General features: G+C 61.0%; 22 protein-coding genes, 3 tRNA genes, 1 pseudogene and 1 riboswitch. Of the genes and pseudogenes, 7 read left to right on the top strand and 19 right to left on the bottom strand.

Annotated elements, in window-relative coordinates; genetic code table 11:
- Positions 1–2: 2 nt before the first annotated feature.
- From EFR00_RS12220 to EFR00_RS12185, 8 genes are all read right to left on the bottom strand, one after another.
- Complete coding sequence (locus tag EFR00_RS12220) at positions 3–1,169, bottom strand: NADH-quinone oxidoreductase subunit E (RefSeq protein ID WP_077993349.1); 1,167 nt, start codon at positions 1,167–1,169, stop codon at positions 3–5.
- 16 nt (positions 1,170–1,185) lie between these two features.
- Entirely contained in the window at positions 1,186–1,458 is a 273-nt protein-coding gene (locus EFR00_RS12215; RefSeq protein WP_038688197.1) for a hypothetical protein, read from the bottom strand.
- On the bottom strand, positions 1,458–2,648 hold the full coding sequence (locus EFR00_RS12210) for an NADH-quinone oxidoreductase subunit D (RefSeq protein ID WP_039619107.1): 1,191 nt from the start codon (positions 2,646–2,648) through the stop codon (positions 1,458–1,460). Before EFR00_RS12210 ends, EFR00_RS12215 begins: the two co-directional genes overlap by 1 nt.
- A 66-nt stretch (positions 2,649–2,714) precedes the next feature.
- Entirely contained in the window at positions 2,715–3,317 is a 603-nt protein-coding gene (locus EFR00_RS12205) for an NADH-quinone oxidoreductase subunit C (RefSeq protein WP_077993347.1), read from the bottom strand.
- An 18-nt stretch (positions 3,318–3,335) separates the two neighbouring features.
- On the bottom strand, positions 3,336–3,920 hold the full coding sequence (locus tag EFR00_RS12200) for a NuoB/complex I 20 kDa subunit family protein (RefSeq protein WP_077993345.1): 585 nt from the start codon (positions 3,918–3,920) through the stop codon (positions 3,336–3,338).
- Complete coding sequence (locus EFR00_RS12195) at positions 3,911–4,276, bottom strand: NADH-quinone oxidoreductase subunit A (protein WP_010055493.1); 366 nt, start codon at positions 4,274–4,276, stop codon at positions 3,911–3,913. Before EFR00_RS12195 ends, EFR00_RS12200 begins: the two co-directional genes overlap by 10 nt.
- Before the next feature lie 247 nt (positions 4,277–4,523).
- Positions 4,524–4,600 (bottom strand) — tRNA-Asp (locus EFR00_RS12190).
- Positions 4,601–4,651: 51 nt separating this feature from the next.
- Positions 4,652–4,728 (bottom strand) — tRNA-Asp (locus tag EFR00_RS12185).
- Positions 4,729–5,140: 412 nt separating this feature from the next.
- On the opposite strand from EFR00_RS12185, the gene EFR00_RS12180 reads away from it, so the two are divergent.
- Together EFR00_RS12180 and EFR00_RS12175 are read left to right on the top strand one after the other, a co-directional pair.
- Positions 5,141–5,216 (top strand) — tRNA-Val (locus tag EFR00_RS12180).
- Positions 5,217–5,508: 292 nt separating this feature from the next.
- Positions 5,509–5,721, top strand: coding sequence for a hypothetical protein (locus EFR00_RS12175; protein WP_077993439.1), 213 nt, complete (start codon positions 5,509–5,511; stop codon positions 5,719–5,721).
- A gap of 31 nt (positions 5,722–5,752) precedes the next feature.
- Here EFR00_RS12175 and EFR00_RS12170 read toward each other — a convergent pair whose 3' ends face one another.
- Both EFR00_RS12170 and EFR00_RS12165 read right to left on the bottom strand, forming a co-directional pair.
- Positions 5,753–6,301, bottom strand: a complete 549-nt coding sequence (locus tag EFR00_RS12170) for a glutathione peroxidase (protein WP_009994648.1) — start codon at positions 6,299–6,301, stop codon at positions 5,753–5,755.
- A 137-nt stretch (positions 6,302–6,438) separates the two neighbouring features.
- Complete coding sequence (locus tag EFR00_RS12165) at positions 6,439–6,798, bottom strand: hypothetical protein (protein ID WP_009994650.1); 360 nt, start codon at positions 6,796–6,798, stop codon at positions 6,439–6,441.
- A gap of 165 nt (positions 6,799–6,963) precedes the next feature.
- Between EFR00_RS12165 and EFR00_RS12160 the strand changes: the two genes are divergently transcribed.
- Positions 6,964–7,569, top strand: coding sequence for a class I SAM-dependent methyltransferase (locus EFR00_RS12160; RefSeq protein WP_077993343.1), 606 nt, complete (start codon positions 6,964–6,966; stop codon positions 7,567–7,569).
- Here EFR00_RS12160 and EFR00_RS12155 read toward each other — a convergent pair.
- Positions 7,566–7,976 carry a (R)-mandelonitrile lyase gene (locus EFR00_RS12155; protein WP_009995411.1) on the bottom strand — a complete coding sequence of 137 codons (411 nt, stop codon included), beginning with the start codon at positions 7,974–7,976 and terminating at the stop codon, positions 7,566–7,568. The two genes, EFR00_RS12160 and EFR00_RS12155, sit on opposite strands and share 4 nt — an antisense overlap.
- A 250-nt stretch (positions 7,977–8,226) precedes the next feature.
- Here EFR00_RS12155 and EFR00_RS12150 point away from each other — a divergent pair, with 250 nt between their 5' ends.
- The gene (locus EFR00_RS12150) at positions 8,227–9,213 is read left to right on the top strand and encodes an aldo/keto reductase (protein ID WP_077993335.1); all 987 of its coding nucleotides are present in this window, start codon (positions 8,227–8,229) and stop codon (positions 9,211–9,213) included.
- 458 nt (positions 9,214–9,671) lie between these two features.
- Here the strand turns inward: EFR00_RS12150 and EFR00_RS12145 are convergent, their stop codons facing one another.
- From EFR00_RS12145 to clpP, 6 genes and pseudogenes are all read right to left on the bottom strand, one after another.
- A complete protein-coding gene (locus EFR00_RS12145; protein ID WP_077993436.1) occupies positions 9,672–11,870 on the bottom strand; it encodes an esterase-like activity of phytase family protein in 2,199 nt (732 codons plus the stop codon).
- A gap of 82 nt (positions 11,871–11,952) precedes the next feature.
- Positions 11,953–12,867, bottom strand: a pseudogene (locus EFR00_RS12140) (DMT family transporter).
- Between the two features lie 83 nt (positions 12,868–12,950).
- A riboswitch (FMN riboswitch) is annotated at positions 12,951–13,102 on the bottom strand.
- A gap of 125 nt (positions 13,103–13,227) precedes the next feature.
- Complete coding sequence (gene hupB, locus EFR00_RS12135) at positions 13,228–13,503, bottom strand: DNA-binding protein HupB (RefSeq protein ID WP_003547346.1); 276 nt, start codon at positions 13,501–13,503, stop codon at positions 13,228–13,230.
- 206 nt (positions 13,504–13,709) lie between these two features.
- Positions 13,710–16,127, bottom strand: coding sequence for an endopeptidase La (gene lon, locus EFR00_RS12130; protein WP_077993333.1), 2,418 nt, complete (start codon positions 16,125–16,127; stop codon positions 13,710–13,712).
- 398 nt (positions 16,128–16,525) lie between these two features.
- Positions 16,526–17,803: an ATP-dependent Clp protease ATP-binding subunit ClpX gene (gene clpX, locus EFR00_RS12125; protein ID WP_004680013.1), complete on the bottom strand. Its 1,278-nt coding sequence runs from the start codon at positions 17,801–17,803 to the stop codon at positions 16,526–16,528.
- 301 nt (positions 17,804–18,104) lie between these two features.
- Positions 18,105–18,734, bottom strand: a complete 630-nt coding sequence (clpP, locus tag EFR00_RS12120) for an ATP-dependent Clp endopeptidase proteolytic subunit ClpP (RefSeq protein WP_038688182.1) — start codon at positions 18,732–18,734, stop codon at positions 18,105–18,107.
- A 457-nt stretch (positions 18,735–19,191) separates the two neighbouring features.
- On the opposite strand from clpP, the gene EFR00_RS12115 reads away from it, so the two are divergent.
- The gene (locus EFR00_RS12115) at positions 19,192–20,445 is read left to right on the top strand and encodes a GGDEF domain-containing protein (protein ID WP_077993330.1); all 1,254 of its coding nucleotides are present in this window, start codon (positions 19,192–19,194) and stop codon (positions 20,443–20,445) included.
- A gap of 228 nt (positions 20,446–20,673) precedes the next feature.
- Entirely contained in the window at positions 20,674–21,918 is a 1,245-nt protein-coding gene (locus EFR00_RS12110; protein ID WP_077993328.1) for a cytochrome P450, read from the top strand.
- An 85-nt stretch (positions 21,919–22,003) separates the two neighbouring features.
- Here EFR00_RS12110 and EFR00_RS12105 read toward each other — a convergent pair whose 3' ends face one another.
- Together EFR00_RS12105 and EFR00_RS12100 are read right to left on the bottom strand one after the other, a co-directional pair.
- Positions 22,004–24,133: a bifunctional diguanylate cyclase/phosphodiesterase gene (locus EFR00_RS12105; RefSeq protein WP_077993326.1), complete on the bottom strand. Its 2,130-nt coding sequence runs from the start codon at positions 24,131–24,133 to the stop codon at positions 22,004–22,006.
- 233 nt (positions 24,134–24,366) lie between these two features.
- A complete protein-coding gene (locus EFR00_RS12100) occupies positions 24,367–24,717 on the bottom strand; it encodes a cupin domain-containing protein (protein WP_009989588.1) in 351 nt (116 codons plus the stop codon).
- A gap of 178 nt (positions 24,718–24,895) precedes the next feature.
- On the opposite strand from EFR00_RS12100, the gene EFR00_RS12095 reads away from it, so the two are divergent.
- Positions 24,896–25,507 carry a L,D-transpeptidase gene (locus EFR00_RS12095; protein WP_039619072.1) on the top strand — a complete coding sequence of 204 codons (612 nt, stop codon included), beginning with the start codon at positions 24,896–24,898 and terminating at the stop codon, positions 25,505–25,507.
- Positions 25,508–25,539 lie beyond the last annotated feature (32 nt).

Genomic DNA, 25,539 nt, shown 5'->3' with positions numbered 1-25,539 from the left:
TCTTACCGCGGCTTCTTGCCGAAGACCTTGATATATTCCGCTTCGCCGCCCTTGGCGAGCACCTTGGCCTGCTTGACCCAGTCGTCGCGCTCGATGCGGCCGCGGAAATTCAGGTAGCCGTCGACCCATTCGCGTTCGGCCTTCTTCCAGCCCGCGACCTGCGAGAAGGTGAAGATGCCGATGTCGTTCAGCGTCGCCTCGATCTTCGGGCCGACGCCGGAGATCATCTTCAGATCATCCGGTGCGGCGGGCTTTTCGATACCGGCAGGACGGTTCTTGTCGGTGAGCGCAGGCTTTGCCGCCGGGGCGGCTTCGGCTTTGGCAGCAGGCGCCGGCGCCGGTTCGGCGGGCGCCGTGCCGGAAACCGGCTGCTGCTCGGCTGCCTTGGCATTCCTGGCCGCCGCCTTCGGCGCCGTTGCCGGCGTCTTCAGCGCCGCATTGGTCTCGGCATCGGTGCTTTTCGGGCGGGCGGCCTCCGACGGCGGAACCGGAGCGGCGTCGACCGGAGCCGACACACTTTCGGTATCGGCCTTCTTGGCGCGTGCCCTTGCTTTCGGCTCTTCCGTCGTCAGGGAAGTCGGGCCGCCTTCCGGCGCCGAGAATATGCGGTCGATCTGGGTGCCCGGCTTGATGCTCGCGCCGTTGCCGGCGGCGAAGGTATCGATGATCTCTTCGAGACGGGCCGGCGTCAGATCCTCATAGGTGTCCTTGCCGATCATCACCATCGGGGCGTTGACGCAGGCGCCAAGACATTCGACCTCTTCCCACGACAGCGTGCCTTCGGCATTGCGCTCGAAGGGATGGGCATGGATCTTGCTCTTGCAGACCGACATCAGCGCTTCCGAGCCGCGCAGCATGCAGGGCGTCGTGCCGCAGACCTGCACATGGGCGCGCGTGCCGACGGGGTGCAGTTGGAACTGCGTATAGAAGGTCGCGACCTCGAGCACTCTGATATAGGCCATGTCGAGCATGTCGGCGATCTTTTCGATCGCTGCGCGCGTGACCCAGCCGTCCTGCTCCTGCGCCCGCATCAACAGCGGGATAACCGCCGACTGCTGGCGGCCGGCGGGGTATTTCTGGATCGTCTTGTCCGCCCAGACCGCATTTTCATCGCTGAAAGCGAATGCGGCAGGCTGAAATTGATCTTCGGCTAATCGACGAACGGACATTCTTCCTCACGCCTTGTCAGTTTAGGGTTCCACACCGCGAAGCGGTCAAAGACTGCATTTCGCAGGCATAGGCCGACTGGTCTTTCTGCATAAATACGACGAATTTGCTGCCATTCGGGATGGCAGCCTTGATCTGATAGCCCTTGGACAAAAGCTCGCCCATGGACGCTTGCGCCGCCGGCGGCGTCACTTCCTTATGGCCCAACGGCGTGCCGAGGGTGTCGGCCTCCTGAGCCGAAACCCCGGATGCCGAAAGAAGGAGAGCGACGGCAAGCGGCAGACGCTGCATCAGCGGTCCACCTCGCCGAAGACGATGTCGAGCGAGCCGAGCACGGCTGCGACGTCGGCAAGCTGGTGGCCGCGGCACATGAAGTCCATCGCCTGCAGATGCGCATAGCCGGGCGCGCGGATCTTGCAGCGATACGGCTTGTTGGAGCCGTCGGAGACGAGATAAACGCCGAACTCGCCCTTCGGCGCTTCAACCGCGGCGTACACTTCACCGGCCGGAACATGGTAGCCCTCGGTATAGAGCTTAAAATGGTGGATCAGCGCTTCCATCGAGCGCTTCATCTCGCCGCGCTTCGGCGGCACGACCTTGCCGTCGATCGACGAGAAAGGACCGGTCTTGGCATCCGAGAGCAGACGGTTGACGCATTGCTTCATGATGCGGACAGATTCGCGCATCTCGATCATGCGGATCAGGTAACGGTCATAATTGTCGCCGTTCTTGCCGATCGGAATGTCGAATTCGAGATCGGAATAACATTCGTAAGGCTGCGCGCGACGCAGATCCCAAGCAGCGCCCGAACCGCGCACCATGACGCCGGAGAAGCCCCAGGCCCAGCAGTCTTCCAGCGAAACGACGCCGATATCGACGTTGCGCTGCTTGAAGATGCGGTTGCCGGTGAGCAGGTTGTCGATGTCGTCGAGCGCCTTCAGGAAGGGGTCGCACCAGTCGCCGATATCCTGCACCAGCTTTTCCGGCAGATCCTGATGGACTCCACCCGGACGGACATAGGCGGCATGCATGCGCGAGCCGCTGGCGCGCTCATAGAACACCATCAGCTTTTCGCGCTCTTCGAAGCCCCAGAGCGGCGGCGTCAGCGCGCCGACGTCCATGGCCTGCGTGGTGACGTTCAGGAGATGCGACAGGATGCGGCCGATCTCCGAATAGAGCACGCGGATCAGCTGGCCGCGGATCGGGATGTCGATGCCGAGCAGCTTTTCGACGGCCAGGGCATAGGCATGCTCCTGGTTCATCGGCGCGACATAATCGAGTCGATCGAAATAGGGCACGGCCTGAAGATAGGTCTTGGTCTCGATCAGCTTCTCGGTGCCGCGGTGCAAGAGGCCGATATGCGGATCGACCCGCTCCACAATTTCGCCGTCAAGCTCCAGGACAAGACGAAGAACGCCATGCGCCGCCGGATGCTGCGGTCCGAAATTGATGTTGAAGTTGCGGACGTTATGTTCGGTCATGGCGATGGGCTCGCGTTCTCAGATAACCAGTGAGTGGCAGGCACAAGCCCACCAGCCGCCTTCAGTTTATTGCTTCGCTTTTTCGTCGCCGGGCAGCACGTATTCAGTACCTTCCCAGGGCGACATGAAGTCGAAGTTGCGGAATTCCTGTTTAAGCTCGACCGGCTCGTAAACGACGCGCTTGGCAGCATCGTCGTAACGGACTTCGACGAAACCGGTCGTCGGAAAGTCCTTGCGCAGCGGGTGGCCTTCGAAGCCGTAGTCGGTCAGGATGCGGCGCAGGTCCGGATGACCGGTGAAGAGAACGCCGTACATGTCCCAGGTTTCGCGTTCGAACCAGTCGGCGCCGGGATAGACGGCGCAGGCGGACGGCACCGGGGTATCCTCATCGGTCGCGACCTTGACGCGGATGCGCAGGTTCTGCTTCGGCGACAGCAGATGATAGACGACGTCGAAACGCAGTTCGCGCTGCGGCCAGTCGACCCCGCAAATATCGATCAGGTTGACGAAACCGCATTTGGCATCGTCACGCAGGAAGGTCAAAAGCGGGATCAGGTTTTCACCCGTCGCCGTCAGCGTCAGCTCGCCATACTTCATCTGCGATGCGGCGATCAGATTGCCGCGCGCTTCGCCAAGATAGGACGCAAGCTCAGTCAGGGCTTCACTCATATGCCTTGTCCTTAACCCTTAGCGTTCGATCGTGCCGGTGCGCCGGATCTTCTTCTGCAGCAGAAGCACGCCGTAGAGCAGCGCCTCCGCCGTGGGGGGACAGCCCGGCACGTAGATATCGATCGGCACGACGCGATCGCAGCCGCGCACCACGGAATAGGAATAGTGGTAGTAGCCGCCACCATTGGCGCAGGAGCCCATCGAGATAACGTAACGCGGCTCGGGCATCTGGTCGTAGACCTTGCGCAGAGCGGGTGCCATCTTGTTGGTCAGCGTGCCGGCGACGATCATCACGTCGGACTGACGCGGCGAGGCGCGCGGCGCAAAACCGAAGCGCTCGACGTCATAACGCGGCATCGACAACTGCATCATTTCGACGGCGCAGCAGGCAAGGCCGAAGGTCATCCACATCAGCGAGCCGGTGCGGGCCCAGTTGATCAGCTCGTCGGTCGAGGTGACGAGGAAACCCTTGTCGGCGAGTTCGTTGTTGATCTCGCCGAAGAAGGCGTCATTGCTGCCGATCGGCTTGCCGGTCGAGGGATCGATGATCCCCTTCGACTGCCGGGCAACGAGCGGCTGATTGCTCACAGGGGTCACTCCCATTCCAGGGCTCCCTTTTTCCATTCATAGATAAAGCCGATGGTCAGCACGAGGAGGAAGACCATCATGGACCAGAAGCCGAACCAGCCGATGGCGCCGAAGGAAACGGCCCAGGGGAAGAGGAAGGCGACTTCGAGGTCGAAGATGATGAAGAGGATCGACACGAGATAGAAGCGGATGTCGAACTTCATGCGGGCGTCGTCGAAAGCGTTGAAGCCGCATTCGTAAGCCGAGAGCTTTTCCGAATCGGGCGCTTTGAAAGCCACGGCGAACGGCGCAATGAGCAGCGCCAGGCCGATGACAAGCGCGATAGCAATGAAGATAGCGATCGGAATATAGGAACTGAGCAGTTCAGTCATCATGTTCATCCTTGCTTGCCGGAGGCGCCAGGCGGCGCATTTGGGCAATTGCCCGGCAAGCGAACGTGCGTTGCAACAAGCCGTGGTTAGCGCAGCCGAAGCCCCGGCGCAAGACTTTTACAGAGGCAATTCGACGCGTCGCGCGCGGACATTATCAAGCAGATGCAACGATGTCGCGACAAATCCGCAGAAGCTGATTCAAGCTGCATGCCTGACCCCTGGAAACTGCATGGCTATCGGAAGAGAATGGCGCGAGTGACGGGGCTCGAACCCGCGACCTCCGGCGTGACAGGCCGGCACTCTAACCGACTGAGCTACACCCGCGCATAGTGGACGAAAGAGCCGGACGGCGGCGATTTGTCGCCTTTTTTGAAATGGCGCGAGTGACGGGGCTCGAACCCGCGACCTCCGGCGTGACAGGCCGGCACTCTAACCGACTGAGCTACACCCGCACTTCATTTCAAGCAATCCGGATGCCTTCGCACCCTCACCAAAACGGCTGCCCGTTTCGATGAGCGGCTAACTACGGGGTTCGTCTTTTAGTGTCAAGCAGGTTTGGAGACAAAACCATGACAGTCGTTGAATTGTTTCGGCAAGACCCATGCGGGGAGAATGAAAAGCCGGCAATTTCGTTTGCCGCTGCGGCACGGAGCCCGATCGAAGCCGACGACCCGGTCGAAGCCGTGATGCCTGCCACCTTCCCCTCCCCTTTATCCACAGCCGGCTGTGCCCAACTGCGACGGCAAAGGACAGGACTGACGCCAAAAAAATCAAAAATTCTTCACAAACACTCTTGCGGTTTTGCCGCGATCCGCATAGATCACGGCCACCAACGCGGCAGGCCGATCCGGCTTCGCTCGCGATGGGCGATTAGCTCAGTTGGTAGAGCGCCTCGTTTACACCGAGGATGTCGGGAGTTCGAGTCTCTCATCGCCCACCATTTTCTCTCCTGTCCGATCAATACCTAAGTCATATCGCGGGCTCGCAGACCGACGCTCGGCGCTCCTTCGTACCCACTTTCGAGGTGGATTCGGGGAAGACATTTCGCCCCAGAACAGCGCGACGTCCGGCAGATTCTGATGCGTTCGCCGTCTGAGACCTCCACCAGAACGGACTACTCCCGCTGCTGAGGCACCTCCGATTGGGCGAATGGATGGGAGGCGGCAAAAGTGGGAATATTCGCCGCCCGGAAAGTCTCCGCGCTTGAAGGTTTCTCACGCCTGGGGGGTGCCATGAGGACTCTCATCTCCGCATTGACGCTATGCATCGCGATTGCCGTTGGCGCGCCAAGTCCCACCTATGTCAGCCTGCCTGGCTATGCATTCAAGACGAAGCCGAACTGCCAGCGCCACAAACCAAAGGCGCGCTTTGACGCGAGATGCGACTGGCCGAGATTGGGCTTCAAGGACTTTACGCCTCCGATGGTGACCGTGCTTGGTATCTGAAGACGTTCAGCGCCTGGCAGCCCGAGGGCATTCATCCCTTTGCCAGTTCCTTATCCACTGCCGAAACCAGCCGCGAATCATCTGCCGTCACGTCAGGCGCGAAGCGGGCGACGACTTTACCGTCGCGGCCGATCAGGAATTTTTCGAAGTTCCAGAGGATGTCGTCCTCGTCGCCAGCTGATATGCCGTGGGCTTTCAGCCGTTCGCGCATCGGGCCGTCGCCGGTGGTCTTCACGCCTGATTTGATCAGTTGCCGGTAAAGCGGGTGCTGGGTCTCGCCCTTGACCGAGATCTTCGAGAAGATCGGGAAGGTGACGTCGTAGGTGCTGGTGCAGAAATCGAGGATCTCGGCGTCGGTGCCGGGCTCCTGGCCCTTGAAATCGTTGGCGGGGAAAGCGGCGATGACGAAGCCGCGCTCGCGCTTTTCCCCGTAGAGCTTTTCGAGCCCCTCATATTGCGGCGTGAGCCCGCATTTCGAGGCGACATTGACGATCAAGAGCACCCTGCCCTTGTAGTCGTTGAGCGTGGTTTCACGACCATCCACTGATTTGACAGGAATATCCAGCACGTTCGCCGTCACGGGAACCTCCAATTTGGTGAGAAATTTCCGCAAACTTAGCGATATCGCCGCGATTGTCATCAGGCTCGGAATCACGCCGGCGTCAACAGAATGCGGATGCCGGTGCGGGCTCGCGGGCCGGCACCGGCTTGGACATATCAGGCGGGAGAGGTTTCCTTGACGTCGTCGAGCAGGAAATGCACGACGATATAATCCGTCTTGAAGTGGCGGCCGCTGTCGGAGACCGACTCGACGCTGCCGCCGTCCTTCGGATGCCAGGCGTGGTAGTGGGGATTGGTGGTGATCAGCGTGACGGCCTTGCCGGCCAGATTCCCTTCGCCCAGCCGGAAGCGCATCTCGGCGAGCGGCCAGATCCGCTCGTAATCCTCCATGGTGATGCGCGCCCTCAGCGCCTTCCGGTGCAACGGCGCTTCGCCGGCCTCGGCGGGTGATTCCAACATCACCTCCTCGGCTCCGTTGAAGACGGCGTTGAATTCTTCCGGCCACATGCGTCTCATGAAATCGCTCCTCCCGAGGCTTTTTCGTCGGTCCACGAATGAAACTTAGCGATTTGTCCGAAAGAAGCAAATTCCCGTCATGTGGTTGTCATCGAGGTCCCCTGCTCCTACGTTCCCCGCAGACCCGCATCTGGGCCGTCAACCGCCCGCAATCCGAGATCAGAGATGAAGACACGTGAAGAAAGGCAGGCGCTTAGGGCGAGCATGCCGCGCACCCCACTCAGCGCCCATCATATAGAAAACGCCCGCCTGTTGCCGGATCGCGGCGAGTTGCTCTACCGGATCCCGAATGGCGGCATCGGCGTCGAGGTGGGGGCCGCCTTCGGCGAATATACGGCGGAAATCCTGGAAAAGAACCGCCCGGCGCAGCTCTACCTCATCGATCCCTGGTCGATGGACCGCTACAGCTCCGGCCTCGATTCGATCCACACGCAATTCGCGGCCGAGATCGCGGCCGGGCGGCTGCACCTGATGCAGGGCACGTCTCTCGAAAAGCTGGCCGAATTCGAGGACGACTTTCTCGACTGGGCCTATATCGATACCGACCATTCCTTCGAACTCACCTGGCAGGAGCTGCTGCTCTGCGAAAAGAAAGTGAAGCGGACAGGGCGCATTGCCGGGCATGATTTCTGCACCGGCAATACGGTCAAGCCGATCGTCTACGGCGTCGTCGAGGCGGTCACCAAATTCTGCAAGGATTATGGCTGGCAATTCGAGTTCCTGACCGTCGAATCACATGCGCATTTTTCCTATTGCCTGAAACGGCTCTAACCGGCCGACACCGCGCCGGAATATTGCGCGTCGCTGACATGCTCCATCCAGTCGACATGTTTGCCGTCCAGCGCCTCGTGTATGGCGATATGCGTCATCGCCGTGTCCGGGCCAGCACCGTGCCAATGTTTTTCGCCCGGCGCGAACCAGACGGTGTCGCCGGCGCGAATCTCGCGGATGTCATCGCCCCAGCTCTGGGCAAGGCCCTTGCCCGAGGTGACGATCAGCGTCTGGCCGAGCGGATGCGTGTGCCAGGCCGTGCGGGCGCCGGGTTCGAAGGTGACGGAGGTTGCCCGTACCCGGGCGGGCGCCGGCGGCTCGATCAGCGGATCTTGGCGAACGGCGCCGGTGAAATAATCGGCCGGCGGTTTCATCGAGGGGCGAGAGCCGGCGGGTTTGATCTCCATGATTTTTCCTTTTCTATTCCATTGCGGTTGAAGCCTTGTAAGCTGACGATATTTCATCGAAGCGACCAATCAAGGCCGGATCGGCAATTGCCGCATAGTCGCCCGGCTGATAGGCCAATATCTTTCATCACCTAAAGCGCGTCGCATTGAACTTGGTTCATGCGACGCGCTTTAGTTCTTTGTTTTTACGCATGTCGTTATCCCGGAACCGCTGCACACTTCCGGACAACATGCATTGGGAGAATTTCTCATGAAACACCATGCTTTCGGACGTATGCCCTTCACCGTCACCAATGTCGGCTTCGGCGCCTGGCAGATCGGCGGCTCATGGGGCGATATCAGCGAAGCGGACGGGCGCGCGGCGCTGAATGCCGCACTCGACGCCGGCATGACCTTCATCGATACGGCTGACGTCTATGGCGACGGCCGCTCGGAAAAAATCATTGCCGACGTACTGAAGGCGCGCGGCGGCAAGCGCCCGATGGTCGCCACCAAGGCGGGCCGCCGCCTCAATCCGCATATCGCCGAAGGCTACAGCAAGGCCAATCTCGAAGGCTTCATCGACCGCAGCCTGAAAAACCTTTCCGTCGACAGCCTCGACTTGGTGCAGTTGCACTGCCCGCCGCGCGAAGTGTTTTACCAGCCGGAGGTCTTCGAAGGTCTCGACGCGCTGCAGACGGCCGGCAAGATCAAGGGCTACGGCGTCAGCGTCGAAAAGGTCGAGGACGGGCTGAAGGCTATCGAATATCCCGGCGTCGTCAGCATCCAGATCATCTACAACATTTTCCGCCAGCGCCCCGATCACCTGTTCTTCGCCGAGGCGCGCCGCAGGAACGTGGCGATCATCGCCCGTGTGCCGCTGGCAAGCGGCCTGCTCTCCGGCAAGATCACCCGCGAGACGCATTTTGCCAGCGACGATCACCGGAATTTCAACCGCCACGGCGAAGCCTTCGATGTCGGCGAGACCTTTGCCGGCGTGCCATTCGAGGTCGGCCTGCAGGCTGTGGAAGAGGTGCGCAAGCTGGTGCCCGCCGGCGGGACCATGGCCGCCTTTGCGCTGCGCTGGATTCTGATGAGCGACGCCGTCACCGTCGTCATTCCAGGCGCCCGCAATGGCGAACAGGCCAAGGCCAATGCGGCCGCCGCCGATCTGGCGCCGCTCTCGGCCGATGTCATGGCGGCAACACGCGAGATTTATGCGCGGTTGATCGCGCCGCATGTGCATCAGCGCTGGTAGGGTTGGAGCTGGGGGCTGCCGAAGCATCGGTGAGCCGACCTCGTCCTCACGCCTCTCCTTCTTCATGCGCGGCCTTGAGCCGAGCATGCACCCGCATGCGTGAGAGGCCGCGGCATGGATCCTCGGCTCAAGGCCGAGGATGACGAAGTGTGGGGAAGCGTCCATGCCAAACTCCGACGTCGCGGCACCACGCAGGCTATTGGAATTGCTACAGCATCTCGCCTCCTGCCGCCCGTTTCCCCCCAATCTCCGTCATGCTCGGGCTTGACCCGAGCATCCATGCCGAAGCCCTCTGCTTTGCAGATGTTCTTCAGTCGGATGCCCTCGCCTCACTGCGAATGCGGACGCCCCATGGGTCCTCGGCATCAAGGCTGTGATAACGGAAGTGAGGAGTTACGGCATCAAAGAGAAGAGGCCGAGCTTTCGCCCGGCTTCTTCTTTTGTATGTCTGTGACGACTCAGTTTGTCGCGCTGAGATCAACCGGGAAGAACAAGGTCTCGCCGGAGGAGTCGCTGACGCCGTCGTTGTCGGTGACGGCGTAGGGTTTGCCCGATGCATCGAAGGTGAAGCCTTCGAGCTTGTCGAGCACGTAGCCGTTGGTCGCCGTCTTCAACTCGCCGAGGAAGTCGTGGGCTTCGGTCTTCTTGACGACGGGAAGTTCGCCGCCGAGCTTGGCGGGCTTCAGCTCCGAGATCGCCACCTTGTAGAGCTTCTTCAGCTTGGCGGCATCGCCGACGAGGTTGTCGCGCTCGATGATGTAGACGCTGTCGCCCTGAGCCGAAATTTCCGACAGGCCGACCCAGCCGCTTTCCGTCTTGTCGAGCGGATAGCGCACGGCGCCCCATTCCTTCTTCTTCGGATTGTAGGAGACGAGCTTGACGAAGCCCTTCTCGTCGTCGGCCCACTCGCGCTGAACCGCCATCCAGAGCGTGGCATCGTCGCCGCTGCCGATAATGGTCACACCTTCGAAACCGAAGCGGATTTCGTTGGCGGCGAGTTCCTTCGGCAGGGCGATCTCGGCCTTGATATCGCCCTTGGCGTTGACGTTGTAGAGGGCGTGCGGGACGAGACGCTCGCCATAGCCTTCCGAGGCGAGCCAGAAGGAGCCGTCGGCGGCGACCGCGATGCCTTCGATGTCGAGCTTCTGAGCCGGGGCGCCGTCACGCTTGACGACGAGGGCGTCGGTGATGACGGCCGGCTTCGTGCTGGCATCGATCGTGTAGATCGTCGGCTGCGAGCCGAGAACGCTGTCGCTGACGGCATAGAGCATGCCCGGCTTGCCGGGAACGGCAGCGAGACCGGAAAGGGCTGCGAAGCCGATCGGATTGCCGTCCTTATCGGCGGAGACGATCTGCGGATAGGCTTTCCCACCTTCCGAACGCTCGTAGATCATCACATGCGAGCGTGCTCCGCCATCCTTGCCGAGGTCGAGTTCGTTGGCTGTCGCCAGTAGATTGCGCTGGGGAATGGCGACCGCGCCTTCCGGCGAAATGCCCGATGGCAGCAGCTGCACGAGCTCGGGATCCGCACCGGTATCCTTATAGACGCCGACGAGCGAGGCGCGCTCGGCGAGCAGGAAGAAATATTGGTCATCGCCGAACTTGGCGGCTTCGAGGCCTTCCGGCTCGACGCCCTTCGATCCCGAACGGCTTTCCGGATAGTGGCCGATATGGGCGACGGCGCGTTCGAAGGATGCGCCCGATTCGTAGAGAAGTTTGCCCGCCTTATCGAAGATGGTGAAGCCGCGCGAGCCGCCCTGGTAATCGCCTTCATCGGCAACGACGAGGCGGTTGTCGTCCAGCCACTTCACGGCATCGGGCTCGCGCAGCACGCCCTTCGATTCGCCGGTGAATTTCAGGGCGCCATCACGCTTGGTGTCGATGCCGGTGAGATCGATGCTGCCGGCGGAGAAATGCGTCTTCACCTCGGCCGTATTGGCGTCGATGATGACGATCTCGTTGTTTTCCTGCAGCGTCAGGGCAATCTCGTTCAGCCCGTTGAAGGCGACGAATTCCGGCTCCGGATCCTCAGGGGCAACGCCGGCGAGACCGGTTAGCGTCACATGCTTGATGCTGCCGCAATCAACAGTGCCGTTCTTAACCTGGAAGACGACGAGGTCGCCGGCCGGCATCTGCGGGATCTTGCCGTCATTGACGTCTTCGTCGCGCTCGTTTTCGATTGCAATAGTGCCGAGCGTCTTGTCCTTGTTGAGGGCGATCGAATCCGGCTGGCCGCCGAGATCGCAGGTGCTCTCGATCTTCTTGGTCGCCACGTCGACGATCGCCAGACGGCCTGAGGGCTTCGCCTTGCTCTCGGAGGTGTTGACGGCGACGAGCGCCTTACCGGCGCTCGAGGTGACCGATGTCGGCTCGCCATCCATCATCAGCGCGCCGCCTGATTTCGGCGCCTTGGCATCGGTGATGTCGATGAAGCCGATCGCGCCGAGCGGGCTGTCGCTGTAGATCAGCGTCTTGCCGTCGTCGGTCGCGGTGATGATTTCGGCCGATGTCGCCGCGAGCTTGTCCTTGTCGTCAGGCAGGTTCTGGGCGACCGGGAAAGAGGCGATGCGGTTAAAAACCGGTTCGGCCGCGGCCGGAAGGGCGACGGATGCGAGAAGCACGGCAGCAAGCGCTGCCTTGCGCGATGAAATTGTCATGAAATCCCCCATGTGTCGAATAGTCGAAACATGGGTTTTCTGCGGGACTGCCATGACAGAGACATGACAGTCCGTGACATTTTCACGAGGAGGCCGCTTGCCTTTCCCGGCGGATCTCGTTGCGCATGATGAAGAGCGATGCGGCGAGGATCAATCCGGCTCCCAGCCAGAGATAACCGGCCGGCGCATAACCGAAGAACAGCCAGCCGGCGAGCACATTGAGCGGCAGCTTCAGATCGTCGAACGGCTGCACATAGGCAGCGTCGGCGCTGGCATAGGCAAGGGTCAGCAGATATTGCGCCACGACCGTCAGGAGGCCCGCCAGCAGGAAGAGCGCTAGCGTCGCACCCGTCGGCACGGCAAGGCCCGCCGCAAGCGCCAGCCCGCCGTTGATCGGCGTCAGCAGCACCAGCAGCCAGACGGTGATCGTCTCCGGCTTCTCAATGCCGGTCAGGCTCTTGGTGATCAGCGACGATGCGCCCCAGAGCAGCGCCGAGAGCACCGGCAGCAATGCTGCCCAGGTGAAGCTGTCGGACCATGGCTGCAGGATGATCATCGCGCCGGCAAAGCCGACAGCGGTGGCCGCCCATCAGGCGGCGCCGACGCGCTCGCCGAGGAACAGGCGGGCGCCGAGGATGATGAAGAAGGGCGAGGTCATGACGAGCGCAATCGCCTGCCAGATCGGCACCGAAGCAAGGCCGGAAACCCAGGCCGCGACGCCGAGCGCGGCAAAGACCACGCGCACGACATGCCGCCAAGGATAGTTGGTGCGCATGGCCGAAAGACCTGCCTTGCGCAGGAAGGGCAAGGAGAAAAGGAAGGCGTAGGCATATTGCCAGAAGGCCGCCGAGGCCGGAGGAAAGGCGAGCTTCATGGTCAGCCACTGGGTGACGACGTTGAGGAGCGAAAAGGCCACGCCTCCAAGCACCATGAAAGTTGCGCCGGCAAGGGCGCGCGATTGCGAGACTGCAAGGGAATTCTGATTCATGTCTTTCATCCGAAACCTGGGACCAACATAAATCAGGACGCATGAGGCGACGACACGCTGAGGCCGGCAGTCCCCTGCCCGCGCGCGGCCATGCTCATTCTCTTTCATCCGGACTATACCGTCGGCTCCGGAATCGCACCGGATCTGCTGACCCCTCCCTAACCGAAGCTTGGGAAGACGCTCGCGGGCTCGGGCCGCAGCCCTTACCGCCGGTGGGGAGTTTCACCCCGCCCTGAGAACAGCTCCGTGGTAAAACAAAGTGCCGTATGCGGCAAGCGGCCATAACGAAAAGGGGCCCGGCAATGCCGAACCCCTCTCAAAAAAACCCTACACAGCCGGTCTCGTTTACGGCTGGCGGATAATCTCAAATCAGCCGTTGACGGCGTCCTTCAGGCCCTTGCCGGGCGTGAACTTCGGCACGTTGCGAGCCGGAATATCGACTTCAGCGCCGGTGGACGGGTTGCGGCCCTTCGATGCGGCACGATGAGAAACGGTGAAGCTGCCGAACCCTGCGAGGCGGATGTCGCCCTTGTTCTTGAGTTCAGCCTGGACAACGTCGAAAACCGCGTCGACAGCGGAAGCCGCGTCAGACTTCGTCAGTCCTGCCTTTTCGGCCACTGCGGACACGAGTTCATTCTTGTTCATGTTTCCACCCCTTTCTAAATGGTATGAAACGACTCAAATGTAAGCTAGGCGCAGAATAGGTTTCATCAGGCCCGCCGGGAACCCAAAAGCCCTGCAAATCAAGGAAAAGCAAGCGTCTCCATGACGTTTTCACAAAAAAGGCTGGCGTTTCCGCCAGCCTTTTTGCGTCTTTTGCGCCAAATGGGCATAAATGTGGCAAGCGCCACTCAATGCGCTATGGTTGCGCCCGTCTCATCAAGGCCTTCGACCGATGTGATCACCGGCGTTTCCACCGTGCCATCCCACTCGATCGGCTCGGGCCGGCGGACGAGCGCGTGCTTGATCACCTCGCCCATGCGGGAGACCGGGATGATCTCCATGCTGTTCTTCACATTGTCCGGGATCTCCGCCAGATCCTTGGCGTTCTCTTCCGGAATCAGCACCTTCTTGATGCCGCCGCGGAGCGCCGCGAGCAGCTTTTCCTTGAGACCGCCGATCGGCAGCACACGGCCGCGAAGGGTGATCTCACCGGTCATGGCCACGTGCCTGTTGACCGGGATGCCGGTCATGATCGAGACGATGGCGGTCGCCATGGCGACGCCGGCCGAGGGGCCATCCTTCGGCGTCGCGCCTTCCGGCACGTGCACGTGGATGTCGTTCTTTTCGAACATCGGCGGCTCGATGCCGAAATCGACGGCGCGCGAACGGACATAGGAAGCCGCTGCCGAGATCGATTCCTTCATGACGTCCTTCAGATTGCCGGTGACCGTCATGCGGCCCTTGCCCGGCATCATCACGCCTTCGATGGTCAGCAGCTCGCCGCCGACTTCCGTCCAGGCAAGACCGGTAACGACGCCGACCTGATCCTCGCCCTCGGCTTCGCCGTGACGGAAGCGCGGGACGCCGAGGTAATCGGCGATGTTGGCGGCCGTCACGTGAACGGACTTCGTCTTGCCCTTGATGATCTCGGTGACCGCCTTGCGGGCGAGCTTCATCAATTCGCGTTCGAAGCTGCGGACACCGGCTTCGCGGGTATACTGCTGGCTGATCGCCATCAGGGCGTCGTCGCTGACCGAGAATTCTTCCGGCTGCAACGCATGTTCCTTGATGGCCTTCGGCAGCAGGTGCCGCTTGGCGATCTCGCGCTTTTCATCCTCGGTGTAGCCGGCGATGCGGATGATTTCCATGCGGTCCATCAGCGGCGCCGGAATGTTCAGCGTGTTCGCCGTGGTGATGAACATCACATCGGACAGATCGTATTCGACTTCGAGGTAGTGGTCCATGAAGGTCGAGTTCTGCGCCGGATCGAGCACTTCGAGCAGAGCAGAGGACGGATCGCCGCGATAGTCCTGGCCGAGCTTGTCGATCTCGTCGAGCAGGAAGAGCGGGTTGGACTTCTTCGCCTTCTTCATCGACTGGATGACCTTGCCGGGCATCGAGCCGATATAGGTGCGGCGGTGACCGCGGATTTCGGCTTCGTCGCGAACGCCGCCGAGCGCCATGCGGACATACTCACGGCCGGTCGCCTTGGCGATCGACTGGGCGAGCGAGGTCTTGCCGACGCCCGGAGGGCCGACGAGGCAGAGGATCGGGCCCTTGATCTTGGTGGCGCGGGCCTGCACGGCGAGATATTCGACGATGCGCTCCTTGACCTTGTCGAGACCGAAGTGATCGGCTTCGAGGATCTTCTCGGCATTGTTGAGATCGGCCTTGATCTTCGACTTCTTGCCCCAGGGAATGCCGAGCAGCCAGTCCAGATAGTTGCGCACGACGGTGGCTTCCGCCGACATCGGGCTCATCTGGCGCAGCTTCTTCAGCTCCGCATCGGCCTTTTCACGGGCCTCCTTGGAGAGCTTGGTCTTGGCGATGCGCTCTTCCAGTTCGCTCATCTCGTCGCGGCCTTCCTCGCCGTCGCCGAGCTCCTTCTGGATCGCCTTCATCTGCTCATTGAGGTAGTATTCGCGCTGGGTCTTTTCCATCTGGCGCTTGACGCGCGAACGGATGCGCTTTTCGACCTGCAGAACCGAGATCTCGCCTTCCATGAAGCCGAGAGCCTTTTCGAGGCGAGCCTTGACGCTGGTCGTCTCCAGCATCTCCTGCTTCTCGGTGATCTTGATCGACAGGTGCGAGGCGACTGTATCGGCAAGCTTGGAATAGTCGTCGATCTGGCTGGCAGCGCCAACCACTTCGGGCGAAATCTTCTTGTTGAGCTTTACATAGCTCTCGAATTCGGAAACGACCGAGCGCGAAAGAGCTTCCAGCTCGACAGGATCGTCATGCGGCTCCTCGAGCACATGGCCGAGCGCCTCATAAAAATCTTCGCGGCTGGTATAGGTGTCGATCTCGGCGCGAGCGCGGCCTTCGACCAGAACCTTGACGGTGCCGTCGGGCAGCTTAAGCAGCTGCAGCACATTGGCGACCGTGCCGACATTGTGGATCGCCGAAGGGTCCGGATCATCGTCGCTGGCGTTGATCTGCGTCACCAGCATGATCTGCTTGTCGGAGCCCATGACCTCTTCGAGCGCACGGATCGATTTTTCCCGTCCGACGAACAGCGGCACGATCATATGCGGGAACACCACGATGTCGCGCAAAGGCAAAACAGGGTAGGCAGTGCTGCTCGCTACAGACGTTTTCTTCGTCATTTTTTTGTCCTTTCCATCGTCCCGTTACCGGGCTCTCTGCACGGCCGCTTGGGACCGGCCGGCTCTCACTTGGCTCTACAAGTGGAGGTTCTGACTACGCTTTTCAAGCCACGCTAACGCCCGCGTTCCCCGGGATGTGACAGCTTTGTTACAACGGAACGTCAACACTATGAAGCGCCTAGCTGGACCGGCGCTTACCATTTCCGACCAGGCTCAATACAACGCCAGAAAAGGCTTACGAGATCATCCCATCATTGCCAAGCATTACCCCTGCGCAACATCGGCAAAGGCAATTCCGGTCCCACCGGCAAAATATTAACAACGCCTCACATGATTTTTCAAATAGAAAGGGGCCTGCCGATGGCAAGCCCCCAAAATAATGGTGCGAAAGTGCAAGGTCACGCCGAAGCGTTGGCCTTTTCTTCCTGACGGTCGGCATAGATATAGAGCGGACGGGCCGAACCGCGCACCACTTCCTCCGAGATGACGACCTCGCGCACACCTTCCAGCGTCGGCAGTTCGAACATCGTGTCGAGAAGAATCTTCTCCATGATCGAACGGAGGCCGCGGGCGCCGGTCTTGCGCACGATCGCCTTGCGGGCGATTTCGCGCAGCGCGTCCTCGTGGAAGGTCAGTTCGACGTCTTCCATCTCGAACAGGCGCTGGTACTGCTTGATCAGCGCGTTCTTCGGCTCGGACAGGATCTGGATCAGCGCATCCTCATCGAGATCCTCGAGCGTCGCCAGAACCGGCAGACGGCCGATGAATTCGGGAATGAGGCCGAACTTGACCAGGTCTTCCGGCTCCAGCTCGCGCAGGACTTCGCCGACGCGGCGGTCGTCCTGAGCCTTGACGGTGGCGCCGAAGCCGATCGAGGTCTTCTCCCCGCGGGCAGAGATGATCTTGTCGAGACCGGCGAAGGCGCCGCCGCAGATGAACAGGATGTTCGTCGTGTCGACCTGCAGGAATTCCTGCTGCGGGTGCTTGCGGCCGCCCTGCGGCGGAACGGAAGCGACCGTTCCTTCCATGATCTTCAGAAGCGCCTGCTGCACGCCCTCGCCCGAGACGTCGCGGGTGATCGACGGGTTGTCGGACTTGCGCGAAATCTTGTCGACTTCGTCGATGTAGACGATGCCGCGCTGGGCGCGTTCGACATTGTAGTCAGCCGCCTGCAGGAGCTTCAGGATGATGTTTTCGACGTCCTCGCCGACATAGCCGGCTTCGGTCAGCGTCGTCGCATCGGCCATGGTGAAGGGAACGTCGATGATCCGGGCCAGCGTCTGGGCAAGATAGGTCTTGCCGCAGCCGGTCGGGCCGACCAGCATGATGTTCGACTTCGCCAGCTCGACTTCGCCGTTCTTGGAAGCGTGCGCCAGGCGCTTGTAATGGTTGTGAACGGCGACAGACAGGATCTTCTTCGCCTGCCGCTGGCCGATGACATATTCGTCGAGGACCTTGATGATGTCCTGGGGCGTCGGAACGCCATCGCGGGACTTGACCATCGAGGACTTGTTTTCCTCGCGGATGATGTCCATGCACAATTCGACGCATTCATCGCAGATGAAGACGGTCGGTCCGGCAATCAGCTTCCGGACTTCGTGCTGGCTCTTTCCGCAGAACGAACAATAGAGGGTGTTCTTGGAGTCGCCGCCGTTGCTGCCGCTGACCTTGCTCATATCATTTTCCTTCCAGCACGCCGCATTTCAAGGCGAAATCGCGGTCCACTCTATCAGCTCCTGGCGGCACTCCGTTTCCGGAGCCTTTGCCGAGAAGGGCTTCAGGGGCTACGAACCGGTTCCAGTCAACCATGTCCTGGTTCCGGCGGCAACGAATCCCCTTCGAATGCCAAATGCTATGTCACAAAAATTCAACATAGCATTAATAGTTACTATTAGCGTCTTCGTCGCCAGTTGAAAGCCTTGTTCGATCACAAATGAGATAGAACTGTGGCGGCAAAAACACCATCCCAATTTATTACTAGGCCTGCTCGCCTTCCATTTCGAGGCGGGACGTCAGAACCTTGTCGATCACGCCCCAGCCCTGGGCTTCGTCCGCATCCATGAAATGGTCACGATCGAGGGTCTTTTCAACTTCCTCGTAGCTGCGGCCGGTGTGCTTCACATAGACCTCGTTCAGCCGTCGCTTCATCTTGAGGATATCGCGGGCGTGGCGCTCGATGTCGGAAGCCTGGCCCTGGAAGCCGCCCGAGGGCTGATGCACCATGATGCGGGAGTTCGGCGTGGCGAAGCGCATGTCCTTGTGGCCGGCGGCCAGCAGCAGCGAGCCCATGGACGCGGCCTGGCCGATGCAAAGCGTCGAAACCGCCGGTTTGATGAACTGCATCGTATCGTAGATCGCCATGCCGGCGGTGACGACGCCACCGGGCGAATTGATGTAGAGGGCGATTTCCTTCTTCGGGTTTTCGGCCTCGAGGAAGAGCAGCTGGGCGCAGACGAGCGTCGCCATGTGATCCTCGACGGCGCCAGTCAGGAAAATGATGCGTTCCTTCAACAGGCGGGAATAGATGTCGTAGGAGCGTTCACCGCGGTTGGTCTGTTCCACGACCATCGGCACGAGGGCCATTGCGGTATCAACTGGGTTTCTCATGTGCGTCCTTTGTCAACGTCATGCCGGCGGCCGCCGGGAATCAAAGAAAATGCCATATCCCTACATAGAGTGTCCGTGCCCTCCTCTTCAAGACACGCATGAGGATAACGTTAAGAAGACGGGGCACGGCGGGCTCCTCTTTGATGCATGTCGTCATCCGGGAACCGCTGCACACTTCCGGGCGACATGCATCGAGCTTCGGCGCCAGCAGCCTCTTTCCCGTAAATGGCTGATGACCGCGAGCCCCCGGCGGCGTCTCCCCCGGCTTTTCTCCATGACAGGATGAAGGAAAGCTTACTCCATCCGGCAGCGCTCACATACGTTTACCCAACGGAAAGCCTACCGCCAGATACCGGCTGGAAATCATGCCGCAACGCAACAGCATTAAGGAAGTGGCGAGCTTCCTCGGCAAGGATGCGCCCCAACAGACAAGGTCGACGGGCAAGGGGTTGCTGCCGTGTTCAATATCGCTACAGGTCTCGCCATCTGGTGTTCGGAGGCCATGACACTCGCTCTGGTGCTTTTCGTCGCCTGGCGCCACAACGTCAGGAACGAAGCCTATCTCTATTGGGGCCTCGGCTTTCTTCTGACCGGCATCGGCTTTGCGATGATCGCGCTGCGCGGCCAAGTCCCCAGCCTGGTGTCCGTCGAGATCGGCAATGCCATCGCCCTGCTCGGCCAGAGCGCCTGGGTGGCGGGTTTTCTGGCGCTCGACCGCAAGAAGATCGAATGGTGGGCGCTGCTGCCTCCTGCAATCTGGCTGGCCGGGGTGTTCCTGCCGTGGGTCAACACCGACTATTCAAACCGCGTCGTGCTCTACAATCTCGCTTCGGCGACCGGCGCGACGGCGCTGGCCATGGCTGTCGCCGCCGGCGACATGCGCCGCGAGCGCACCCGCATCAAGCTGATGGGCGTGTTCGTCATACAGGGCTGCCTGTGTTTCGGCTCGGCGTTGACGATGGCGGTAACGCTGCCCAGCGATATCGACGCGACCAATCTCGGCGGCGTCTCGGCAATGGCGAGCGCCTTCCTGCTCACCATCGCCTTCGCGCTTACCTGCCGGCTGGTCATGGAACGCTCCGAACGGCATCTGCGGACAATGACACTGACCGATTCACTCACGGGCGTGCTCAACCGCCGCGGCCTGCTCGGCTATTTCGAGACCATTCAGGAAAGAGCCCATAGCGAACAGCGGCAGGTCGCGGTGATCCTATTCGACCTCGACCATTTCAAGCGCGTCAACGACCGCTTCGGCCACCAGTCCGGCGACGCGGTGCTCACCGCCTTCGCGCGCATGGCCCGGCAGTATATTCCAAACCACATCTTCGGCCGCATGGGCGGCGAGGAATTCGCCGCCTTTGCCGCCGTCTCCGACCAGATGGAAGCCGAGGCGATCGCCGAAGCGATCCGCACCGAATTCTGCCGCCTTCCCGTCGCCACCGGCGAAGCGATCGTTCCGGTTACCGTCAGTATCGGCATTGCGCTCGCCGCCTCGATCGAAGCCAATATCGACAAGCTGATTTCGGCCGCCGACCGGGCGCTCTATGCCGCCAAGGCCGCCGGCCGCAACTGCACGGTCACCTTCGGCGAAGCGGAAGCGGCGGCCCCGGCGCCGGCCACCCCGAGCCCCACTGCCGGCGAACTCGTGCCGACGGTCGATGATCAGGTCGAGGCGCTGCGGCGCATGGGCACACTGTCGCGGGCCGGCTAAAGCGCATCGACGCGCTTTAGCTCTTTGTTTTTTATGCATGTCGTTGTCCCGGAACCGCTGCACACTTCCGGGACATGCGTTAGCCGCCGCGTGAAAATAGAATCAATCCTTGAGCTTAGACACGGATCTTAATGTCGCCGGCGCCTCCGATCGGACAAGCTTTGTTTCCGGCCGGCTCTCCTGATCCGCATCTTTTCGAGGCCCGGCAAATCCGCTAAGCCTCGGGGCATGACGATACCGCCCTTTCTTTCGATCGATCAGGCCAGCCGCCATGTCTCGCTGGACGCGCGCAACCCGGCCTTTTATGGCAATCCGAATGCCGTCTATGCCGCGCTTCACGCTCATTGCCCGACCTTCTACTGGACCGAGCAGAAACAGTGGTTCTTCACCGGCTACGACCATGTGAACGGGCTGTTGCGCGACCGCCGCTTCGGCCGGCAGATCCTGCATATCGCCAGCCGCGAGGAGCTCGGCCTTGCCGAGCCGATGCCGCATCTTGAAAATTTCGATCTCTCCGAACGTTATTCCCTGCTCGAACTCGAACCGCCGGAGCACACGCGGTTGCGCACCCTCGTCAACCGCGCCTTCGTCTCGCGCCATGTCGAGAGGATGAAGCCGGAGCTTGCCGAGCTCGCCAACCGGCTGATCGACGGCTTCGCCGACAAGCGCGAGGTCGAACTGCTCTCGGCTTTTGCCGACATCATCCCGGTGACGATGATCGCCCGCATGATCGGCATTCCCGAGGAGATGGGGCCGCAGCTGCTCGCCTGGTCGCACGCCTATGTCCGCATGTACATGTTCGGCCGCACGCGCGCCCAGGAGGAAGAGGCCGAACGGGCGGCGAAGGAATTTTCCGCCTATGTCAGGACCGTCATCGCCGAGCGCCGCGCAGCGCCGCGCGACGACCTGCTCACCCACATGATTCATACCGAACACAAGGGCCAATATCTCACCGAGGAAGAGCTGATCTCGACGACGATCGTGCTGCTCAACGCCGGCCATGAGGCGACCGTGCACCAGATCGGCAATTCCGTGCGCACCATCCTCGACAGCGGCTCGGATCCGGCGACGCTCTTCCGCGACGAGACGACGGCGGAGCGCACGGTCGAGGAGACGCTACGCATCTGCGCGCCAGTTCACATCTTCCAGCGCTGGGCGCTCGAGCCCGCCGAAATCGACGGCGTCTCGTTCAAGCGCGGCGACAAGGTCAGCCTCATCCTCGCCGCCGCCAATCTCGACCCGGCGAAATTCAGCGATCCGCTCGCCTTCCGGCCCGACCGCAGCGAGGCGCCCAACCTCTCCTTCGGCGCCGGCATCCATTTCTGCATCGGCGCGCCGCTGGCGCGGCTGGAGCTCAACGTCGTGCTGCCGATCCTGTTCGAGCGGCTTGCCGGCCTGAGGCTCGCGAAGACGCCCGTGGTCAAGGACGTCTACCATTTCCACGGGCTGGAGCGGCTGGATTTGCAGTGGTGATCCCGAGGCTTGACCCTCGGCGACTGGAGGACCCGTGCGGCGTGCCGGTTGAATCCGACGCGCTAAACACTCTTGTAAGACATGTTTAGGCGGCGGCCTCTTCCTGCAGCTTGCCGGAGATGTCGCGGGCCGACATGGGTTTTCCCATCAGATAGCCTTGAAGCTGATCACATCCGGCGTCCCGCAGGATCGCCGCCTGGCGCGAATTCTCGATGCCTTCGGCGGTAACGGGGATCTGCAGGGCGGTCGCCAGCGAGATGGTTGCCCGAAGAACATCGGCGCCCTTTGCGCCTTCGTCGAGCGCGGAGACGAGCGAGCGGTCGATCTTCATGCGATCGAAGCCGAATTGCCGCAATGCGCCGATGCTGGCGTAACCGCAGCCGAAGTCGTCGAGCGCGAACTTGATGCCGACGCGTTTGAGCTGGTCGATCGAGCGCCGGGCCTGATCGGAATTCGTCATCAGAACGCCTTCGGTGATCTCCAATGTCAGGCGCTTCGGGTCGAAATCGAGTTCCCGCAGGACCGAGATCACTTCGGCGGCAAATTCCGGATTGCAGAGCTGGACCGGCGAAACATTGACCGACAGCGCCAGGTCCGGCCAGTTCTTGGCATGCGCGACCGATGTTCTCAGCATGTGCGCGCCGAGCGCATCAATGAGACCACATCTTTCCGCGAGCGGAATGAAGACCTCCGGGCTGACATTGCCGGCCGCCGTTCGCCAGCGCGCCAGCGCTTCAAGACCGGTCACCGTGCCGGTCGAGGCAGAGACGAGAGGCTGGAAGACGGCTTCGATCGTACCGGCGCCGATGGCGCTCTTCAGGAGGGTCTCCAGCTCGGCGACCCGCTGGCGCTCACGGTCGAGCTCGGGGTCGTATTCGATCGCTTGGCCTCTGCCATTTGCCTTGGCGCGATAAAGCGCCATGTCCGCTCTGCGCAGAAGCTCCAGGGGCTCGATGTCTCCGTCTCGCGCGGCAGCTCCGATGCTTGCGCCGACCTCGATTGTCCGCCCATCGATGTTGAAGGGCTCGGCAAACAGCGCCAGAACGGCCCTCTCCATCTCATCGCAGGTGGCAGCGCCAACATGCACCAGCGCAAACTCGTCGCCCCCCAGCCTGGCGGCGGCGACGACTTCCGGATGGCAGGCCGTCAACGCCTTCGAGACCAGGCGGATCAGGTCATCGCCGACGGCATGCCCCCAGGCATCGTTGACGGCCTTGAAGCCATCGAGATCGACCAGATAGAGCCGGGGCGGCGTTGAGGCCGGATCCTGCAGCTCTTCGAGCAGGCTGAGCAGCCCCTGTCTGTTCAACAGGCCGCTCAGACTATCGTGGCCCGCTTCGTAAAGCGCTGCCTGCGCCAGCTGGCGCAGACGCCGCGCCTCGGACGCGCCGACCATCAGAACACCGACCAGGAACAGCACGAGGATAACGATGGCGGCCGCGATGTAAGGCGTCACCTGATGGAACACCGTGCTTCCGGGCGCCTTGCTGGGCCAGACGAGATAGCCGATGACCGCACCCTTCATGTCTGTGATCGGGGCGTTCAGGAATTCCGGCGTCGGAACCTTCTCCAGGCGCAAACCGTCAAGCTCGTGTTGATTCGACAGCATATCGAGGACTTCAGACGTGAATTCCTTGTAAAAGCTCAGCGTGCTGAATTTTGCAGTGTCGGCAACGTCATCGAAAGGTTGGATTGCCTGCGATGCGATCAGCGCGATACCGGTTTCGGTCTTGATGAAATTAACCAACGGCGCCTTCGCCGGATCGGCGGCCACATTGATCTGCTGATAAAAGGCCCTGCCGAAGAACGCGGCGGGCTCGAAGGGCTTGCCCTTGGCATAGGCCGACACGATCGACGTCCGGTCGGGTCCGATTACGATCGCACCGTCGTAAAGCGGGTAATCCTCGCTGGTCTTTCCCCAATTCTCATAGGCCCAATCCGCAGCATTCGGAGAGGAAGCCGCACGATAGGCATCGTCCCAGACGGCATTATCCGTCGTTGTCGCACCGAGGCGGGCGACAAAGGCTGCGATCGCGGCGCGGGCGGCGCGAGTGGCGCGGGCATCGTCGATCCCGTTCGCCGACCGGGTCATAGTCGCGACGACATGGGCCATGAGGCCTGTGAGAACGAGGGCTACCAGAAGGAAGCAGACCGTTGTCGCAATGATGGAAGAGGTTTGGGTGCGAACGTGCCTACCCGCAAGATTCGACGACATGCCAATCCCGAAAAGATGAATTGCAAGGCCATGTCTGTTGTGACGGCAGGAGACATCATGTCCGCAATGCGCTGCAGGTAAGCTCTAGCATTTGACGATGTAGGTCCCATTAATGGGAAAGATCAAATGCCGTCTATCCGCAAATGCGAAGCGGTCTTTTCAGGAGAACCGGCGCATAATCGCCGCAAACCGGGACAGGCCCGGCATCATCACAGCCGATCTGCAGCCGCCGCTCAAAGCCTGATCACATAGTCCTTGCGAGTCGTTTCAACGACTTCCCAGGTTCCCTTGAAGCCGGGTCTGAGGATCATCCGGTCACCCGCCTTCAGATGAACCGGCTCGCCGCCGTCTTCGGTGACGATCGAATGGCCGGACAGCAGGCTGAAATATTCCCATTCCTCGTAAACGATCCGCCATTTGCCGGGCGTCGCCTCCCAGATGCCGCAATAGAGGCCGCCTTCGGCCTCCTCCAGATTCCAGGTCCGGAACTGCGGATCGCCGGAGATGATCCGACCGGGTTCGGGCGCGCCCAACTCCGGTTCGACGCCATCGATGCCGAAGGTGATGAAGTTGCTAACAGTCATTCTGGATCTCTTCGAATTGAGTGTTCTTCGCAGCATAGGTTTAGATGAGGCGCGCTCGCAATTATTGGTTTTCCCATGCGCCTTTGCAGCATGCGTTCAACATCGTCGCACCGGTCCGCCATAGTGACGCCATAGAGTTGGGACCAATACCGCTTGATAGACAGGCGGATGGCGAAAAATGAGATTGCTGGCTCTCCTTGCGGTGGCCGTTTTGCTAACGGTGGTTCAGGCCCGCGCCCAAGTTTATGAACCGTATGATGGATACGACGAATACGGGGGCTACGGCTATGATGACCCCTACAGCCCGTATCCACCTCCGCCCTATTACGACCCCGCCCCTGGCTATGAGGAACCCCTGTATGATCGCAGGGCACCCTCGACGCGAAGCGCTAGAGGAAACATCGTGATCGCCACGCGCGAACACACACTTATTTATACGACAGCAAACGGAGAGCAGTTCGTTTACCCCATAGCCGTCGGCCGCGAAGGCAAGCAATGGTACGGAACGACGCGGGTGGTGTCGAAGCGAATGCATCCCGAATGGCGGCCAACGGCCAGCATGCGTCAGAAGAACCCGAGGCTTCCAGCGGTCGTGAAGCCAGGCCCCAACAATCCGCTAGGGACCCGAGCGATATACCTTGCCGATGGGCTGCTGCGCATCCACGGTACCAACGACCCGTCCTCCATCGGAACCAATGCGTCGAGTGGTTGTTTTCGAATGTACCTCGAGGACGTCGAGGAGCTTTACGATATGGTCCAGCCGGGGACCCGAGTGATTGTCCAACGGTAATCGGATCGGGTGAAGACCAGCTGATCCCCTCG

This window comes from Rhizobium sophoriradicis (assembly GCF_003939025.1).
GTDB classification, from domain to species: Bacteria; Pseudomonadota; Alphaproteobacteria; order Rhizobiales; family Rhizobiaceae; genus Rhizobium; species Rhizobium sophoriradicis.
Note: the sequence above shows the minus strand (reverse complement) of the source record. Positions and strands in the feature narration are given on the sequence as shown.